Origin of the sequence: Thermoflexibacter ruber, assembly GCF_900113045.1 — a bacterium.
GTDB lineage: Bacteria > Bacteroidota > Bacteroidia > Cytophagales > Thermoflexibacteraceae > Thermoflexibacter > Thermoflexibacter ruber.
The window spans coordinates 48,665-66,820 of record NZ_FONY01000006.1 but is presented as its reverse complement, the minus strand read 5'-3'; the positions used below and the strand labels follow the sequence as shown (position 1 = coordinate 66,820).

Below are 18,156 nucleotides of genomic sequence, written 5' to 3'. Positions count from 1 at the left end.
CTAATTAACATTTCAACATTATTACTATTATGATATACCTAATGCTTTTGGACATCTATACTATTTTAGTTCCTGCAGGGATTGTAGTTATTTTTCTCGTTTTTATCTTTGCTTTGCTCAATGCCTTTCTGAAAAAAGCGGCACCGGGGACGGCTTTGGTCAAAACAGGTTTGGGCTTTTCGCACCCACAAGTTTCTACAAGTTCTTCTATTGTGATTCCCCTACTCCATCGCATAGAAACAATAGATTTGACGGTGAAAATTGTGAAAATTATCCGTAAAGGTTCAGACAGCCTTTCCTGCGCTGATGGGATTCGTGCAGAAGTAGAGGTAGATTTTTACGTCAAAATCAATTCAGTAGAAGAGGACATCAGGCGAGTGGCTACTACTATCGGTTGTGATAGAGCATCTAATTTGCAGACTATCAAAGAATTATTTGAAGCAAAATTTGCCGATGCACTCAAAACAGCAGGCTCAAAACTTACTTTTGACCAACTCTACCAAAATCGGCATCAGTTCAGAGATGAAATCCTCATAGCACTTGGACATACACAAGGGGGAGATGTGATACTCAACGGTTATCGCCTCGATGATGTGGCTATTCATTACTTAGAGCAGTTACCGCTTTCCAAGCACGATGAGAACAATGTATTAGATGCCAAAGGCATTAAGGAAATAGCACAACGCACCTCTGGTGAAGCAGAATCTGCCAACAAGCGATTGAGAGAGAGAGAAATCACCATTGCAGTTCAAAACCAAGAGGCACGTACCAAGCAGTTGCAAATAGAGCAAGATTTGAAAGAAAAAGAAGCTATACAACAAAGAGAAATTAAGGAAAGAGTTTCCAAAGAAAATGCCTTAGCAGAAAAAACTAAGCAAGAACAGGAATCTATCGAGCAACAGGCTTTTATAGAAAAAGAGCGAGCAGTAAAAATTGCAGAAGAGAAAAAACTCCAAGAAACCAGAGTAGTAGAGGCGTTGAGAGAAAAAGCCATTTTAGTTGCCCAACAGGAAAAAGAGCAAGCTGTTGAGATTGCTAAAATTCAGCGTGAAACTATGACGGCAGAGCAATTGAAGCAAAAATTGGCAATGCTGGAGGCAACAGCTAAGCAAGAAGCCTTAAAAATCAAAGCAGAGGAACAGGCTATTACAGTCAAAGCCATAGAAGTAGCCAATCGTCAAAAGCAAATAGAGGTTACTAATGCCGAAAAAGAAGCACAAGTGCAGTTAGCTAAAAACAATGTAGAAAGTGATACAGAAGCATACAGGCTCATGACTATTGCTAAGGCAAAAAAGGAAGCAGCAGAATTAGAACTCCAAGCGGCAGTAAATCAAGCCAAAGCTATTATGGAAATAGGTAATGCAGAAGCCAAAGCCTTAGCGGCAAAATTAGAAGCAGAAAATTCCATAGGCAGAAATGCTATGCTTTCTCAGGCTTTGGAAAAACTCATACCTTTATTGCCTCAAATCATTGAAAAACTTATGCTTCCTGCGGAAAAAATAGATAGCATTAAGTTTTTGCATATCAATGGATTAACCAACCAAAATGGAGAAGCAGCGACAAATGCACCTATTACAAGTACAGGGGGAGTCATTGGAACTTTGATGAACGTAAGTATGCTCCTACCCGTAATGAAAGAAGTAGTAAAGACATTAAAAACTGACAATGACCTCAGTAGTGTCTTAGAAAACCTTAAACAGTTACCGGGGGGAGAAAATCTACTTAAATACATTGAAAATTTTAATGAAAATGGGAAAGTAGAGCATGCTCAAACAGTAGAAGACGACGCTTTGAAATTCAGTAAGTAACAAAAAAATTAAGATTTTTTTTATTAACATTCAAGGAAAAATCGCTCCTCGAGTGCAGGTATGACTTTTCAAGGCAGTGTGTGTCTGACTTGGATTGATAAGTAATTTAACTTTTTTTGCCTTCTTTTAATTCCGTAGGAATGACCGCTTTGAAATGAATCATGAGAAATAATCATCAAAGTCCTATTAGGGACGTAACTAATTGATTATTAATTTTTATGTGCCGTCCCTAACGGGACTTTGATAAATCTGTTTGACTACTATCCACTACAAAGCTGTCGTGCCTACGGCACTGAATAAAAAACGTTTTAATTTGATTAGGTACTTATGTCAATATTTTCATAGTTATTTTGCAGTTTAACTCATTTTCATATTCACTGGGTCCCACTGTACTATTTTCTGCTCGAAAATACTCAGATTAGTAGCTAAGCAAGGTGCGGCGGCACGAAAGCCAAAAGCAGCATCTTGGGCTACGGGTTTACCTTCGCGAATAGAGGCAAAGAAGTTCTTAAAGTGGTCTAATCTATCATCGTATCCTCTTTCTGCTTTATAAATAATGTCTTCTACTTTTTTCCACTCTCTATCTTCTTTGCTGTACTTGGCATCGTATTGCTTGATAAATTCTTTTTGTACCTCCTCAGTAAAGGTAAAAAGGGAATCATAACCGCCGAAGTCTGGTGCCTTAGGAAGTGGGTTGCGTTTGACAACAAAATCATTCCAACCAATGTCTATCATTCCCTCAGAACCAATAATTTGCGTTTGATTCCTTCCCCCTGAGCCATCTACAAAGTTTACCTGTAAGACTGCTTGGAAGGCAGGGTGCTTGTCTGTTGCGGGGTATTCCATAATTGCGGAAACTACATCTGGCACATCGCGACCATCTTTCCAATACGCTAATTGGCCACTTGCAACAATCCTCGTAGGTCCGAGCGAGCCAGTGATGTAGTGCAAGCCAGAAAGCAAGTGAACAAACAAGTCGCCCGGTACGCCTGTGCCGTAGTCTTGGTAGTTTCTCCAACGGAAAAATCGCATAGGGTCAAATGCCACCTTGGAGGCATTACCCAAGAAACGGTCAAAGTCAATATTTTTTGGAGAGGCATCTGGAGGAATAGAATACTGCCATGCCCCCCCTGAACTGTGGCGGTTATAAGTAGCCATGACCATGTTAATCTGTCCAATCGTCCCTGATTCGTACAATTTTTTAGCCTCCGCCATCGCAATACTGCTTGTACGTTGGCTACCTACTTGCAATACTTTTCCTGTCTTTTTCTGTGCCTCTATGACCGATAATCCCTGCTCCAATTTATGCACCATAGGCTTTTCACAGTACACATGCTTGCCTTTGTTCATAGCATCAATTGCTATTTGACTATGCCAATGGTCTGGCGTACAAATCAATACAGCATCTATGTCTTTTCTCTCTAATACTTCGTGATAATCTCGCGTAGTAAATACATTTTTCCCATATTTGCGTTTCCCCTGCTCTATCCTTCCATCATACAAGTCGCAAATGGCGGCTAACTCAGTACCTTGTACTTTCAAAGCCGTATCTATATCATAATGCCCAATGATACCTAAACCAATTACAGCTAATCGTACTTTATCGTTAGCCGTATATTTTTTTTCAGTTTCCTGCTCCGCTTTAAGCTCTATTACCTTAGCATGACCGTAGTTTCCCAATGAGCCAGAAGCAAGTAAGGCAGAAGTTCCACCCAAAGCCTTTAAAAATTTTCTTCTTGAGTTTTTTGTTTCCCTTTTTTTCATATCTACATAGATTTTTAAATTTTTCTCAAAATTATATTCAAATTTGCAATTAAAAATCAACTTAATCAAATTGTTCATTTACCTATTTTTGGAAATTTGAAAAATGAAACATTTTACGAGTGTCAAAGATGTTACTAACATCTCAGCCTTAGTAGAAGAGGTACTATTTTTAAAACAACAACCCTACGCTTTCAAACACCTTGGCGAAAACAAAGTGTTGGGCTTAATTTTTATGAATCCCAGTTTGAGAACTCGACTAAGCACGCAACGCGCCTCCATGAACTTAGGAATGAATGTTATAGTCATGGATATTAACAAAGAAGGGTGGAAGTTGGAAAGCAGAGAAGGAGCAGTTATGGACGGAGATGCGGCAGAGCATGTAAAAGATGCGGTGGCTGTTATGGGGCAGTACTGTGATATAATTGGGATAAGGTCGTTCCCAAGTTTGGAAAATAGGGAAGATGACTATGCAGAAAATGTATTAAATCAATTTATCCGATATGCAGGCGTGCCTATAGTGAGCTTAGAATCCACTACTTTGCACCCTTTACAGTCTTTAGCTGACCTTGTTACTATCCAAGAATACAAAAAAACACCCAAACCCAAAGTAGTATTGACATGGGCGCCTCACCCCAAAGCCCTACCTCAAGCTGTGCCAAACTCTTTTGCTGAGTGGATGTGCAATGCAGAGGTAGATTTGGTAATTACTCACCCCGAGGGCTATGAGTTAGATGAAAAATATACTTGGAATGCAACCATAGAGTATGACCAAAAGAAAGCCTTTGAAGGAGCAGAGTTTATTTATGCCAAAAACTGGTCATCTTACAAACAATATGGAAAAATTTTGAGCAAAGACCGCAACTGGACGGTATCAGCAGACAAGATGAAACTTACAAATGAGGCTTATTTTATGCACTGCCTTCCGGTACGTCGCAATGTTGTAGTTGATGATGAGGTCATCGATAGTCCTCAATCTATCGTCATCAAGCAAGCAGCAAATCGCCTTTGGGCAGCCCAAGCGGTATTGAAAAAAATTTTAGAGCATACATAATTTTACATATCACTAAGCTATTTCATCAAAGTAAAGAGTAAAAAATACAAGTAGGCGTACTTTATAGAAAAATACCGTTCCTTATTCAACACTAACTATTCTATAAATATGAAAAAATTATTGCCTATTATTTTATTAGCTATCTCTTACTTAGAAGGGTTTTCTGTGCCTACACAAATTTCTGATTTTATCCGCATCGACCAATTTGGCTACCGTACAAAAGCAAAAAAAGTGGCTGTCATCATAAACCCCTTGGTAGGTTTCAATGCTAACCAATCTTTTAATCCCTCTGTTGCCGCTAACCAGTACCAAGTTCGGAAGTGGGATAATGACGAGGTTGTTTTTACAGGAACATTGGAAGTCTGGAACAATGGGGTTACTGACCCAAGTTCTGGAGATAGAGCATGGTGGTTCGACTTTTCTTCGGTCAATGCAGTAGGGAGTTATTATATCTATGATGTAGGAAATAGGGTTGGCTCTTTTAAGTTCGATATTAGAGATGATGTATATAGTGATTTGCTCAGAGTTGCCTTGCGAATGTTTTATTATAACCGTTGTAATGCAGAAAAAAAGTTAGAACATGCAGGGGTAAACTACGTAGATGGGGCTTCTTTTGTAGGGGCAGGGCAAGACAGAGAGGCTCGCTCTGAAAGAGATAGGAACAATCCCGCTACTGCCAAAGACCTTAGCGGCGGCTGGTGGGACGCAGGAGATTACAACAAATATACTACTTTTGCCCACAGTCCTATGCACCAACTTTTAGAAGCGTATGAGCATAACCCAACTATCTGGGGGGACAACAACAAAATCCCTGAGTCTGGTAATGGAATCCCTGACCTGATAGATGAAGTAAAGTGGGAACTCGACTGGCTAAAAAAAATGCAACTCCCCGAAGGCAATGCCCTCATTAAAGTTGGGAATTTAAAAGATACTGACGGACCGCTTCCACCAAGTACAGACAGAAGACCAAGATATTACTATCCTAATGGATGCTCGTCGGCAACTATCTCATTAGCAAGTATTTTTGCCCATGCCGCTATTACTCTTAAAACCATTCCTGCCTTCATTGATTATGCTAACGACCTTCAGCAAAGAGCTATTAGTGCTTATCGGCACTATAACATGAATCCTAAGCAAACTGACTGCGACAATGGCAACATACAAGCAGGCGATGCAGATTGGGACATCAAAACACAAGAAAAAGTAAAAATTCAAACGGCAGTTTATCTTTATGCACTTACAGGAGAAAATACCTACAAAGAAACTGTAGAAAAGGAATATAGAACAGTAGTAGATGAAATTGTTTGGTGGGGACCTTATAACGTAACAGTAACAGAAGCACTGCTCTATTTTACTCGCCTACCCAATGTTTCTAACGAAATAGCCAATGCCATTAGGAACAGTAAGATTCAAGCTACCAACCAAGACTTTTACAAGTGGAATACCAAAGACCCTTATCGTGCCTTTATGCGAAATGAAACTTATCATTGGGGAAGCCTGAATACAAGAGCCAATACAGCTATTCTCAATATGAACATGATTACTTACAATCTCGACCCTGCTAATCATGAAATTTATCGACAGCGTGCTGAGGAGATATTGCATTATTTTCATGGAGTAAATCCCCTGAACACGGTTTATTTGAGCAATATGCCTATGTATGGAGCAGAAAAATCTCTCAATGAAATTTATCACTCTTGGTTTAAAGATGGCTCGGCTTGGGATAATCCTCAATCCGCCAAAGGAGGTCCTGCCCCGGGATATGTACCGGGAGGTCCTAATAAAGATTATAAACCTGGGCAAGGTAGTTGTATTTTATCGCCGCCTTGTAACCAACCAGTGCAGAAATCTTACCGAGATTGGAACGGGATATGGCCCGATGCAAGCTGGGAAGTTACCGAACCCGCTATCTACTACCAATCAGCTTACATCAAAGCACTCTCTTATTTTGCTACTGCCTCTAATACTGATTTGCCTTTACCCTCCAATACTATACCCACAGGAGTAAAAAAAAACGAAATTCCAGAAAATCAACTAAAAGTATTCCCTAATCCAAGTAAAAACAAAGTACAAATTCAGTTTATTACCTCCAAAAGTGAAGATACTAACATTAGCATTACAGATGTTACAGGAAAAATTTTAAAGGAAATTAATTACACTTTTACCGCACAGGAAGCTAATTGTGAGATAGAGATTAGTCAGTTCTCGAGAGGAATTTACCTTATTCATCTTGCTACGAATCAGCTATACGGAGTAAAAAAATTAGTAGTAGAATAAGATAAAAATAAAACCTACCAAGCAAAACTGCATGATAGGTTTTATTTTTATGTTTTAGCAACGCTAATAAAAACCAACTTATTTCTGCACTACAAATCTTTTTTGATAGGTATTTGTCCCTGTACTAATCTGCAAGATATAAGTTCCTTCACTGAGTACCTCTACCTCTATCTTTTCTTCATATAACCCTGTGCTTGATTTTATTTCTTTCTCAAATACCCTCTGTCCTATGGTATTGATAATAGAGAGGTTCGCTTTCTTGCTTGTTTTTTCTATAAACTGAATGACAAAACTTCCCGTATTGGGATTAGGGAAAAGGTTGAGTTGTAGTGCTGACAACTCATCTTCTGTTCCTAAAACAATAGAAGGTCTTGCCGTTACTGTAAATGAAAAATCACTTCTCCTACCCAAGTTGTCAAAAGCAAGTACTCTGAAGCTATATACTGTTGCGTTTTCAAGCCCTGTTACTAAGAACTTTTCCTCATTGGTAGTGCCTACATGTTTCCAAGGCTGATTAGGAGCAAGCATATAAATTTCATACTGCATATTTAGTCCAGTTACTACTACTGGGTCCCAAGTAAGCAACACTTGCCTGCTGCCTGCTTGTGCCTTCAACTTGTCAGGAGGATAAAGCGAAGGAAGCCCCACTTGTATATTTACCCTTGCAGTATTAGACAAACTCATACCTGTAGTCCTGTCTGAGGCTCTCCACTCAAAAAAGTCATCACCCGCATAATTCAAGTTAGGCACATAGTTCAGGCTAATATTAGCCACAGAGATTTCTTGGTTGAGTACTACATCTACGTTATTATTTTTCAGTTTACCATTATTTGGTAAAGAAGTAATAATGATTCGCTGCAATGGGTCGCTTTCTATATCAGTATAGGCTTCTTCAAAAGGATTGCTAAAGAGTTGTAAAGAACCATTGATAATAATTTGGCGATTAATATTGGTAACTACTGGGGGGTCATTGACAGGAACTACATTGATAATTTGTGTAATTGTAGGAACGCTGTTGGTAATTCCATCACTTGCTATGATGGTGAGTGTACGCGGGAGGTTACTTGGGTTTTCACTTGTATTGACATAAGTAACACTCCTAATAGCCGTTTGATAATTGGCTACAGAAGACACTCCCGTCAAGGTTAATGTACCTGTAATTGGGTCCCAAGAGCCTGTAATACCTAACTGATTGGTAAAGCCCAAGACATCTTGGTTAGCAAAGTAGTTAGTAGTAATTTGTATGGTTGCTCTAACTAAGTTAATATTATCTAAATCAATAATAGCAAAATTGTTAGGGAACGGGAAGATGCCTTTAGGTGCTTCATTCTCTACATAGGTCTGAGCATCAACAGGAGTATAAGTGATAATAGGAGCATTATTTACAGAAATCACTTTGATAGTTCTGCTTTGCAAATTGCTATTCAAATCTCCGTCATTTACTCTAAAAGTAATGGTTCTATCAGTTGTGTTAGGGTCGTTGCTCAGGTTGAGATAACTTACACTTCTTAAAGCTGTTTGATAGTTTGCTTTAGAAGATGAACCAGACAGCGTAAGCACACCTGTTGTGGAGTTAAAAGACCCTGTAATGCCTAATTGATTAGTAAAAAATAATAAATCTTCTCCATTTTGGTAGCCGCTTGTAATAGCTATTGTTGCACTTTCCATGTTGTCATCATCTACATCAGCTATCGTAATATTAGAAGTGATGATTTTTAATAAATCTCCCTCTGTATAAGTCAAAGGTGTACTTTCTATATTTGCCAATACAGGAGCGTCATTGACGGGAACTACATTAATATTTATCGTTAGTATATTACTAAGGTTATTAGTTGATTGTCCATCATTTGCTCTAAAAGAAACAGTGCGAACCAAATTGCTTGGATTTTCACTTGTATTTTTATATGTAACACTTCTTAGGGCAGTTTGGTAATTTGCCTTAGAAGATGAACCAGACAATGTAAGCACGCCAGATGTTGCATTCCAAGAGCCTGTAATGCCTAACTGATTGGTAAATTCTAATACATCTTGTCCGCTTTGGTAGTTACCCGTAATGCTTACCGTAGCACTTGACATATTCGTATTGTCCACATCTGTAACTTCTATCGTGGAAGTGATAATAAGAGGTGGGTCATTTTCTGTATATGTAATCGGAGAAACACCGATATTATCAAGTACAGGTGGGTCATTGACAGGAATTACACTAATTTGAAACGAACAGAGGGTCGTACTTTTTATATTAGCCACAGTTCCGTCAGGGAAGCCATTATCAAAAAATTGTGCAGTAATAGTGCGATTTCCTCCTGTGGGGTTTTCGCTTTCATTTTTAAATTTAATGCGAGCAAGTATAGCTTCGTACACAGTAATTAGGTCGACTCCTGTAATAGTCAGTGTACCTGTAGCGGCGTTCCAAGTGGCAGTAAGCGTACCGGGAAGAGGTATAGCATCATCATCATACAAAAGTTCATCTTCTCCGTTGCGGTATCCTGTAGTAATTTTAAATTCTGCTTTTGACAGGTTAGCGTTATCTATGTCATTAATATCTACGGGACTGGGGAAGATAGCAAGCGTATTATCTCCTTCTGTAAAATTAGCAATAGTAGTAGGACAGCCTGCATCTAAGGTAGGTGCGATATTAAAGTTTGCATTAATATTTACGGTAAATACTGCATTATTGCTCAAATTATTTGCTGCTTCTCCATCATCTACTTGGAAGGTAAACGTCCTATCCGTTCCTGTGGGTGTAGCAGAGGAATTTCTGTAAGCAAAACTCCTAATCAGTGCTTGATATGAGGCTAAAGGAGCGGTGCCAGTAAAAGTCATAGCGGCACCTACGGCGGAGCAGGTTACGCCAGCAGGGCAAGTAAAAGTAATAATGTCTTCGCCTGCATTATAGCTACCTATATTTAAAGTCATACCTGCTAAGGTAGTATTATCAGAGTCAGTAATTGTAGCTGAGGAGGCTACAGTAACAGCTGAGGCTAACTTGTTGTAGGTAACGCTGCTTGTGGCAGGGCTAATGACAGGAGCATCATTAACAGAAACCACATTAATCGTACAATCTACATCATTACTGTTCAATGCCGCATCTCTCACCGTAAATCTGATAGTTCTTGGGGTAGTATTGGGGTTTTGGCTACTATTGCTAAACTGCACTGCTTGCAAAGCCGCTGCGAGTTGGGCATGAGTAGCACTATTTACGTTTAAGGTTAGTGTACCTGTGCCAGCGTTATAGCCCGCAGAAGTAACAGGATTTCCCATAATGGTAGTAAATGACAATATATCGCTTGCCTGTACGTTGGTAATACGAACAGTGGCTGTTGTCAATGAAGTATTATCAGGGTCATTTACAGTAATAGCAGTCAAAATATTTACAGCTGCGCCGTCTTCTGTGAAAGTAGTCCCTGAGCAAACCTGCCCTGAAAGCGTAGGGGCATCGTTTACTGCGGTAATATTTATATTTCTTGTTTGCGTATTGCTCTGTTTGACTCCATCTATTACCCTAAAAGTAACAGTTCTTATAGAGGTATTAGGATTATCGCTGTTGTTGTAATAAGTTACTGCACTCAAAGCGGCTTGTGTGGCAGCGGCAGTGCCTGTGCCTGCTACATCAGGGGTAATAGTCATTGTGCCGGTGGCGGCATTGAAAGTACCAGAGAAAGCAACCCCTCCATAAGTTCCATTGACAAAGCCTAAAATATCTTGCCCATTTTGGTAGTTGCCAGTAATCTGCACAGTAGCACTCGTTAGCGTACCCGGATAGGTTACTGTGATATTGTTAGTAATATTTACTGTAGGATTAGTGGAAGGGTCTCCCGCTCCTTCCGAATAGTTAATTGCTTGGGGTTCTATATTGGCTAAGATAGGGTCTGAAACTGCTCCATAAATAAATTCTTGCTGATTTCTTGGTGTAGCTGCGCTGAGGTCGGTTGTTAGCCCTGTAACGGTATGTGTAGTAGCTATTGTATTTACCGTTCCTACTTGGAAAGTAAACCGCCTATCATCTCCATCTGCTACTCTGGCATTATTCCGCAATCGCCTTGCTACAGCGAGGGCAGTAGGGCTACCACTCAAAGGAGGGTTGGGAACAGTGTTCGTGGTATAAGTGTATACTGCATCGTAAGTGATATTGTCTGTTCCTGTAAAAATACCAAAATAGCGCGTATCAAAATTGCCCATTTCTGTTGGTAGAGTAGTATTATTAGGCGAAGCATCTACCCTATAAATATGCAGTACATTAGAAGTTCCAGCAGTTACGTTCACGCCGAATGTACTTGTGCCTGCGGGAGGATAGTTGAGTGTAAGGCTGGTACCTCCATAGACAAAATTACTTGCATTCCCAATAGGAGCCCCCGAGAGTACTTGGGTAACGCCACCAATAGGTCTTAATGGTGGCTGTGTAGCTAAGGTTCCTGTATCGTCATAGTCAGGGACATCGTCAAAGGTATAGGTCATGAGGTTGGTTACGCTATTGTTACACATATTGGTGCGAACTGTTGTTTCATTCCTTCCTGAATTAGACAGTCGGATATGGTCTATCTGCCCTGCAAAAAGGAAGTCTGCATCGGGTAGAGTATTATCATTTAATAATTCATCTGGACGCATACCAATAAAAACATTAGTTTCTACATCACCTGCTGCTATTGCTCCATAAGTTGCACCTGCAATGATGCGTCCCCCAATATCTACTGTGGGCAAGGTAGAAGCAGCAATACCTACGTTTAAGGTTTCTGTAGGACACCCCATTCCTACACCAGCAGGTCTTGTCCTTAGTACATTGGTACTTGAAGTAATAGCAACCCCATTGACAAGCATTTGTGTACTCAAATTATCACCTACCGCGTCATCATTAATGATGGCAGAAAGGTGATACCACACATTTGGCTGTAAGGTAAATGGGAAAGAGAAATCCCAAAATCTGCCTCTGTTCTCACTTACTAAACTACAACTTCCTCCTCCATTGTTAAAGTCCCCGCTGTTATCTCTGATTGTAATTACAAGGTGATTAGCAGGGATATTTAATGCCCCCGTACTTCCACTCCACCAAAGGGCTTTCTGGGTACGAAATGGTGGCGTAGTGGCAGGATTAGGAAAAGCAGGTGCGCCAGAGGAAGCCTCATCATTGGCAATAGTAATTAAAAAAACTGCTTTTGTTACATTATCGAACTTGAACCAGCCTTCCATGCGCAAATCCTCGGAAAACAGCACATTTACATCTTCTCCTGACTGTAAGTAACCCGTAGTGCCGTTGAGTTGTACTGCACTTCCTGAACCCTGAGCCAAAAGACCCTGAGCAGGAAAAAATAAAATGGAAATAAAGAGTAAAATTAGGTGTAAAAGTATCTTTTTCATAAGTGTCAGATTGTTTAGGTTTAGGTACACTGATTAAAAAAATGCGTATGTATTTTTATAGATTTATAGTTCTTGGTTTGTCGTTTATAAAGTTTGAAAACGAAAACTTAACGAAAAAGTGATAATTAGAATTGTAATTTTCTTGCAAATTATATCATTTTTCATGGAAATAAAAAAATTAGTAGAAATAATTTGCGATTTTATACTTGTTAAATTCCTAATGATTGCGCAAGCAATGGACAGGTTTGTTGGAAAGTATGCTGTATCGCTTGGAGAGTAGCTAATAAATTCTCTTCGGTTTCGTTCTCTAACTCATTGTTTTTTAGCTTTATGTAAAACTCTGAAACGATACTATACAGGGCAGATGCACCTATAGTTCCTGTTAAGCCTTTCAAAGTATGGACATGGCGAGCTAACTGTACCTTGTCTTGCAAGTGAATACTTTTGTGAGCTTCCTTTATCAAATTTTCTACATCTTCTTTAAAAGACTGATAGAGAGAAGCTATGTACTTTTGATTGTTTTTTGACAAAATTTTGATTTTCTCTACAGTTTTTATATTTATCAAATTAATTTCTTCGTGATTTGATTCTTTTTTAAGATTCATTTTTTCTAAAAGAGCGTTTTTTTCTGTATCGCTTTCATTGTTGCTTGACGATACTTTATCTGCTAACCAATAAGCCATTTTTTCATAGAGTAAATCAGGAACAATTGGTTTGGCGAGATAATCGTCCATGCCTTGTGCAAGGTAGTTTTGAACTTCCGCTTCCACTGTGTTGGCACTTAGCCCAATGATTATAGGTGATTTAGATACTTTTTCTTTAATTTGGCGGGTAGCCTCCAGCCCGTCCATAACAGGCATCAATATATCCATAATTATTAAGTCAAAAGATTTTTCCTTTGCTAATTGCAAGGCTTCTGCCCCATGATTGGCTATTTCTACTACGCAGCCTTTTTCCTCTAACATAATTTTGATAATTTCTTGATTGACTTTTTTATCTTCTGCAATTAGCACTTTTGTTTCAAGAAATCTGATAGAAGAAAAATCCATCTTTTGTGTAAGTATTTGCGGTTGGGGCTTAGCTTCTTTTTGTACTGGAATAGTAAACCAAAATGTACTTCCTTGATTTTCAATACTTTTTACTCCTATTTCTCCTTTCCAGAGCGTAACTAATTCCTTGCAAATAGCCAAACCCAGCCCTGCTCCTTCATTTTTACCTTCACTTTTGTTTTCTACCTGATAAAAATGCTCAAAAATAGCTTGTTGATGCGATTGGGGAATACCCTTTCCTGTATCAGATACACTGATTTTGAGCCAATAGTGCTGACTTATCTCGTCTTTATTGAGAATCTCCACTCTCAAACTAATTTTTCCCTGATGAGTGAACTTAATAGCATTGCTGAGCAGATTAGTTAGCACTTGCAAGAGTTTGGTTTCATCTGCCTTGATGTAAGCAGGTACGTTGTCATCTACATCTGCAAAAAAATGCAAGTGTTTTTGCATAAGCAGGGGAGCGAAAAGTTGTTTCAGGTTTCTAATTAATCTTTGAAGATGAAATGCTTTGGTGTTGAGTACTACCTTGTTTGCTTCTATTTGAGAAAGCGTCAAAATATCATTCAGTATATTCAGCAAGTTTTGGCTACTGTCCAAAATAGCTTTGGTGTAGATAGCCTGCTTAGCAGTAAGCGAAGTACTGGTCAAGAGGTGTGCCATACCAATAATGCCATTCATGGGAGTACGGATTTCATGCCCCATGTTTGCCAAAAAATTAGATTTTATCTTTAAGGCTTGTTCGGCTATTTCCTTTTCTCTCTGTATTTTCTCTATTTTTTTTCTCTCTGTTATGTCCCTCACTACCGCCTGAACTACTTGATGGTCTGCGTATTTGGAGAAGGTATTGACTATCTCTACGGGTACTAAGTTACCTTGCTTGCTACGCAAAGTAGTTTCATAAGACAGCGATTTTTCTTTGAGAAGGATTTGTATTCTTTCTTGAAGTACCTCTCTGCTAAGTAAGGGTTCTAAATCGCGGATTTTTTGCCTTAAAAATTCCTCAGGCGTATAGCCAAACATTTGACAAGCTATCTGATTGACTTCTATGAGTTCAGGAAGCCCATTTTCAAGGATTTCAAAAATAAAAATGGCATCATAACCACTATTAAAAAGTTCCCTGAACTTAGCTTCCGAAGACTGCAAGGCTCTCTCTGCGGCTACCCTGCTACTCACATCGCGAGAAGAGGTCTGCAAATTGAGCACTTCCCCGTCCTCATCAAAGATATATTTAAAAATACTATCTACCCAGATGTAATTACCAGCACTACACTTAAAGCGATGTGTTAGATGCACTTCTTTGATATTTTGACTTACCTGTTCTTGTGAGGCTATCTGGACAGGGTGAATGTCGTCAGGATGGAAAAAGTCAACCAAATTTTTCCCGTAGAGGTATGTCCTTGAATAGCCCGTCAGTCTTTCCGAAGAAGGACTAAGATAGGTAATAACCCCCTCAGGCGTACAAAGAGAAATCATTTCTGCGGAATTGTCTGCCAATAAGCGTAATTTTCGTTCACTTTCTGCCAGTTCATCTCTACTTTTGACAAGTTGTTTAAACAATTCTTCTACTTCCTCTACCGACTGTCGCAGGGCTTTTTCCATTTTGAACTGTTCGGTAATATCTCTGGCTACACTCACGGTCATGGTTACTTTTCCTTCGGCATCTTTAATGGGAGATTTTACTGTTTGGAATATTCTCTCCTGCCCATCATAACGCCTCAACGACTCGCTGGTGGTAATGCTCTGTCCTGTTTCAAAAATATACTCATCATCTTGATTATGCCTTTGTTCTATAGCTTTATTCTCAAAAATTCCTTCCGAAAACTTAGAAAACTGCTCTAAACTCATCTGATAAAAATCATGAAAGGCTTGGTTTGCCCAGACATATTTTGAGCCTCTTTCTTTGACGATGATATGCTCTTCCACTGCATTCAATATCTGTCTATACATCTCCTCTGCTTTGCGAAGTTCGTCCTCGTAAGCTTTTTCTTTTGTAATGTCAGCAATAGCTATGCCTACTGCCCAAATCTTTTCCTGCTCGTTGTAGATGGGTGTATAACTGTAAGCATTCCACTTTTGCCCACCATAAGATTTTTCGATGACTTTTACTCTTTCCCCGCTCAAGGCACTATTGAAACTATACTTGAAACTATCTAAACGGCTTTTACTGGTAAAAAACTTATCAAATAAAACACCTTTTTCCAAAGTAAGGTTAGCAAAAGTCTTGGCTAAAACTTTTGCTATGTTATTGAATATCATCACTTTTTTATCAATAGAAAGAATAATAATACCCTCTTCGGTACTATTCAGAAATGCCTTCATGTAGCGTTCGGAATCTTCTAAGGCAGTTTGACTTTTTTCTAATGCTTCCCAGCTATTTTGTAAATTGGAAAGTAGTTTGATGAAAGGTAGATGAAAAGCAAGTGTTATTGACATAAGAGCTAAAGCCGCAATACAGAAAGCGTAAGCCGTATATAAAGAATCCTCCAAAGAAAAAGCCATAAAACCCAAAAATGCTACATTAAACAAAGTAAAAATGAGTATTAGGCGAAAACTACGAATGCAAAAAGAAAGAGCTACGCAAACAATAAGGTATTGTAGCTGATACAAATAATTTAATTGATTGATGTAAAGGCAGAAGGAAAAAAATATAGCTAAGGTAAAGATATGAACATAAAGCCACAGGTAAGCTACCTTATCATTTATCTTTTGCTGAGCGAAAAAATATACCCATAGCACACTTTCTAAAGCAAAAAAATAACGCACTACTAATGAGTCCTTTGCATCTAAGAGCCAAAAACTACATAAATGACCTGCCAAAGGAATCATCAACGCTCCAAGAAGTAAGATAATCTTTATAACTTGCCAATCTTGTTTTTGGATATTATTTGAAAAAAACATATTTTTATCCGAATATTAAACAATATTACTTTAAAAAGTTAATTTTGTTATAGTATTGTATTTTCCTATTTTGCTAAAACTACAAATTTTTGTTGTTATATTATCCAATAAGCATGAACAATTTAAACTTTAAACAGCGATTAAGGATAATTTTTAGCTTAGTATTTACTACTATTATCTTTGGCGTTTCTGGGCTTATTTATGACTATTTGCAAACTTCTGAGAAGGTTATTCACTTGGAATTAGCCAATCAGATGGAACAGTCAGTAACTTCCTTGAGTTTTCATGCCCTCAACTACGCAGACGGAGAGCGTACTGCCATAGTAGATATTAACAATGATATGAATGACTTTGATAGTTATTTCAACACACTGAAGCAAGGGGGGAAAGTTACATTTAGAAATATAGAAACACAAGTTGAACCGTTCTCTGATACAAAAAGTTTAGATATTCTCTCTCAATTGGAGGCAGAGTGGATAGGTTATAAAGAAAATCTTTTGAAAATTACTAATAGTCGCCCTGACAGAATAGACCTCAACGCCCAAAAATATATTGTTAATAATGTAAGCAAAATTAGAAATATCATTGATAGCCTAAGCGACCACTACTACCAACTTATCCAACAGTATAACAATAGGCATCTTAAATACTTACTTACTTTATTAGTAGTCTTGTTATCCATTTTTGCCATTAATCTTTATGCTATTTTTAGTTTCGTTATCCAACCTTTGCATCAGGTTTCCTCTCTTAGCCAACGCATTGCCAAAGGAGAATTAGTAAAATATGCTAACAAAATCCAAAACAATGAAATAGGTACAGTTTTCAGTGGTCTAAATGACATCAGCGAAGGTTTAGAAAAAATTACTTCCTTTGCTGATAAAGTGGGAAAAAGCGATTTCAATGCCCAATTAGAGTTACGCAGCGAAAAAGATGTACTGGGCTATGCGCTGCTTGCCATGCGAGATAACCTCAAAAAAGCCAATGAGGACGAGCAGAAAAGGAAGTGGACTACCGAAGGACTGGCAAAGTTTGTTAGTATTTTGCGTCTGGACAATCAAGACCTCAAGCAGTTAGCCGATAAGATTATCAGCAACTTAGTCAAGTACTTAAATGCCAATCAGGGCGGAATTTTTCTTTATAACGAAGATAAAGATACCTTAGACCTACTTGCCTGTTATGCTTACGAGCGAAAACGTTACATAGAAAATAGTGTTCCCGTAGGAGACGGACTGCTTGGGCAGGCTTTTTTAGAGAAAGACATCATTTATCTCAAAGAAGTCCCAGATGGCTATGTAAGCATTACATCAGGACTTGGGGAGGCAACCCCTTCACACCTCTTAATTATTCCGCTGAAAATCAATGATAAAGTATATGGTGTAATAGAAATAGCTTCCTTTGAGGATTTTCAAGACTACCAAAGAGAATTTTTGGAAAAAACAGCAGAAAACATCGCATCTACCATCGCTACTGCCAAAATCAATGAAAAAACAGCCCGCTTGCTTAGAGAAAGCCAAGAGCAGTCAGAAATGTTACGCGCTCAAGAAGAAGAAATGCGCCAAAACGTAGAGGAACTTATCGCTACCCAAGAGCAGATGAAACGCAAACAAGAAGAAGTAGAATTTGTCAATCAAAGACTCAAGACCAATGAGGCTATTCTCAAAAAGTCTATGGAAAAAGCCAAAAAACAAGGCGAAGAACTACAAATGGTAAACAGAGCATTGGAGCAGAAGCAAGAAGAAATGCAACAAAAAGTAGCAGAATTGGAAAAAGCCAAAGCCGAGATAGAAAAGCTAAAGGAAGAAGAACAGAAACGCACCAAGCTCTTAGTAGAACAACAGAAAAAACTCATGGTCAAGTTTATGGAAGATTTTAAAAATAAGGAAAGAAACCTCAAAGAACAGTTAGCACAAAAAGAAAAGGAAATAGAGGAACTGAAAAACAAAAGCTAAAAACA

At 38.6% G+C, this 18,156-nt stretch carries 7 protein-coding genes; 4 read left to right on the top strand and 3 right to left on the bottom strand.

From position 1 onward, the window contains the following. Positions 1–29: 29 nt before the first annotated feature. Positions 30–1,808 carry a flotillin family protein gene (locus BM141_RS04800; protein ID WP_091540958.1) on the top strand — a complete coding sequence of 593 codons (1,779 nt, stop codon included), beginning with the start codon at positions 30–32 and terminating at the stop codon, positions 1,806–1,808. A 357-nt stretch (positions 1,809–2,165) separates the two neighbouring features. Here BM141_RS04800 and BM141_RS04795 read toward each other — a convergent pair whose 3' ends face one another. Then, on the bottom strand, positions 2,166–3,572 hold the full coding sequence (locus BM141_RS04795) for a Gfo/Idh/MocA family protein (protein ID WP_091541227.1): 1,407 nt from the start codon (positions 3,570–3,572) through the stop codon (positions 2,166–2,168). Between the two features lie 103 nt (positions 3,573–3,675). Between BM141_RS04795 and BM141_RS04790 the strand changes: the two genes are divergently transcribed. Both BM141_RS04790 and BM141_RS04785 read left to right on the top strand, forming a co-directional pair. Further along, positions 3,676–4,623, top strand: a complete 948-nt coding sequence (locus BM141_RS04790; RefSeq protein ID WP_091540955.1) for an N-acetylornithine carbamoyltransferase — start codon at positions 3,676–3,678, stop codon at positions 4,621–4,623. Between the two features lie 108 nt (positions 4,624–4,731). Beyond that, on the top strand, positions 4,732–6,900 hold the full coding sequence (locus tag BM141_RS04785; protein WP_091540950.1) for a glycoside hydrolase family 9 protein: 2,169 nt from the start codon (positions 4,732–4,734) through the stop codon (positions 6,898–6,900). Between the two features lie 78 nt (positions 6,901–6,978). Here BM141_RS04785 and BM141_RS04780 read toward each other — a convergent pair whose 3' ends face one another. Then, positions 6,979–12,252 (bottom strand): T9SS type A sorting domain-containing protein, encoded by a 5,274-nt coding sequence (locus tag BM141_RS04780; RefSeq protein ID WP_091540947.1) that lies wholly within the window; start codon positions 12,250–12,252, stop codon positions 6,979–6,981. Positions 12,253–12,461: 209 nt separating this feature from the next. Beyond that, on the bottom strand, positions 12,462–16,202 hold the full coding sequence (locus BM141_RS04775) for a PAS domain-containing hybrid sensor histidine kinase/response regulator (RefSeq protein ID WP_091540944.1): 3,741 nt from the start codon (positions 16,200–16,202) through the stop codon (positions 12,462–12,464). A gap of 113 nt (positions 16,203–16,315) precedes the next feature. On the opposite strand from BM141_RS04775, the gene BM141_RS04770 reads away from it, so the two are divergent. Next, the gene (locus BM141_RS04770) at positions 16,316–18,151 is read left to right on the top strand and encodes a GAF domain-containing protein (protein WP_091540940.1); all 1,836 of its coding nucleotides are present in this window, start codon (positions 16,316–16,318) and stop codon (positions 18,149–18,151) included. Positions 18,152–18,156: the final 5 nt, after the last annotated feature.

Excerpts from the sequence above, each read along its gene's own strand:
- BM141_RS04800 (WP_091540958.1), top strand. The coding sequence starts at position 30 with ATGATATACCTAATGCTTTTGGACATCTATACTATTTTAGTTCCTGCA.
- BM141_RS04795 (WP_091541227.1), bottom strand. The coding sequence starts at position 3,572 with ATGAAAAAAAGGGAAACAAAAAACTCAAGAAGAAAATTTTTAAAGGCT.
- BM141_RS04790 (WP_091540955.1), top strand. The coding sequence starts at position 3,676 with ATGAAACATTTTACGAGTGTCAAAGATGTTACTAACATCTCAGCCTTA.
- BM141_RS04785 (WP_091540950.1), top strand. The coding sequence starts at position 4,732 with ATGAAAAAATTATTGCCTATTATTTTATTAGCTATCTCTTACTTAGAA.
- BM141_RS04780 (WP_091540947.1), bottom strand. The coding sequence starts at position 12,252 with ATGAAAAAGATACTTTTACACCTAATTTTACTCTTTATTTCCATTTTA.
- BM141_RS04775 (WP_091540944.1), bottom strand. The coding sequence starts at position 16,202 with ATGTTTTTTTCAAATAATATCCAAAAACAAGATTGGCAAGTTATAAAG.
- BM141_RS04770 (WP_091540940.1), top strand. The coding sequence starts at position 16,316 with ATGAACAATTTAAACTTTAAACAGCGATTAAGGATAATTTTTAGCTTA.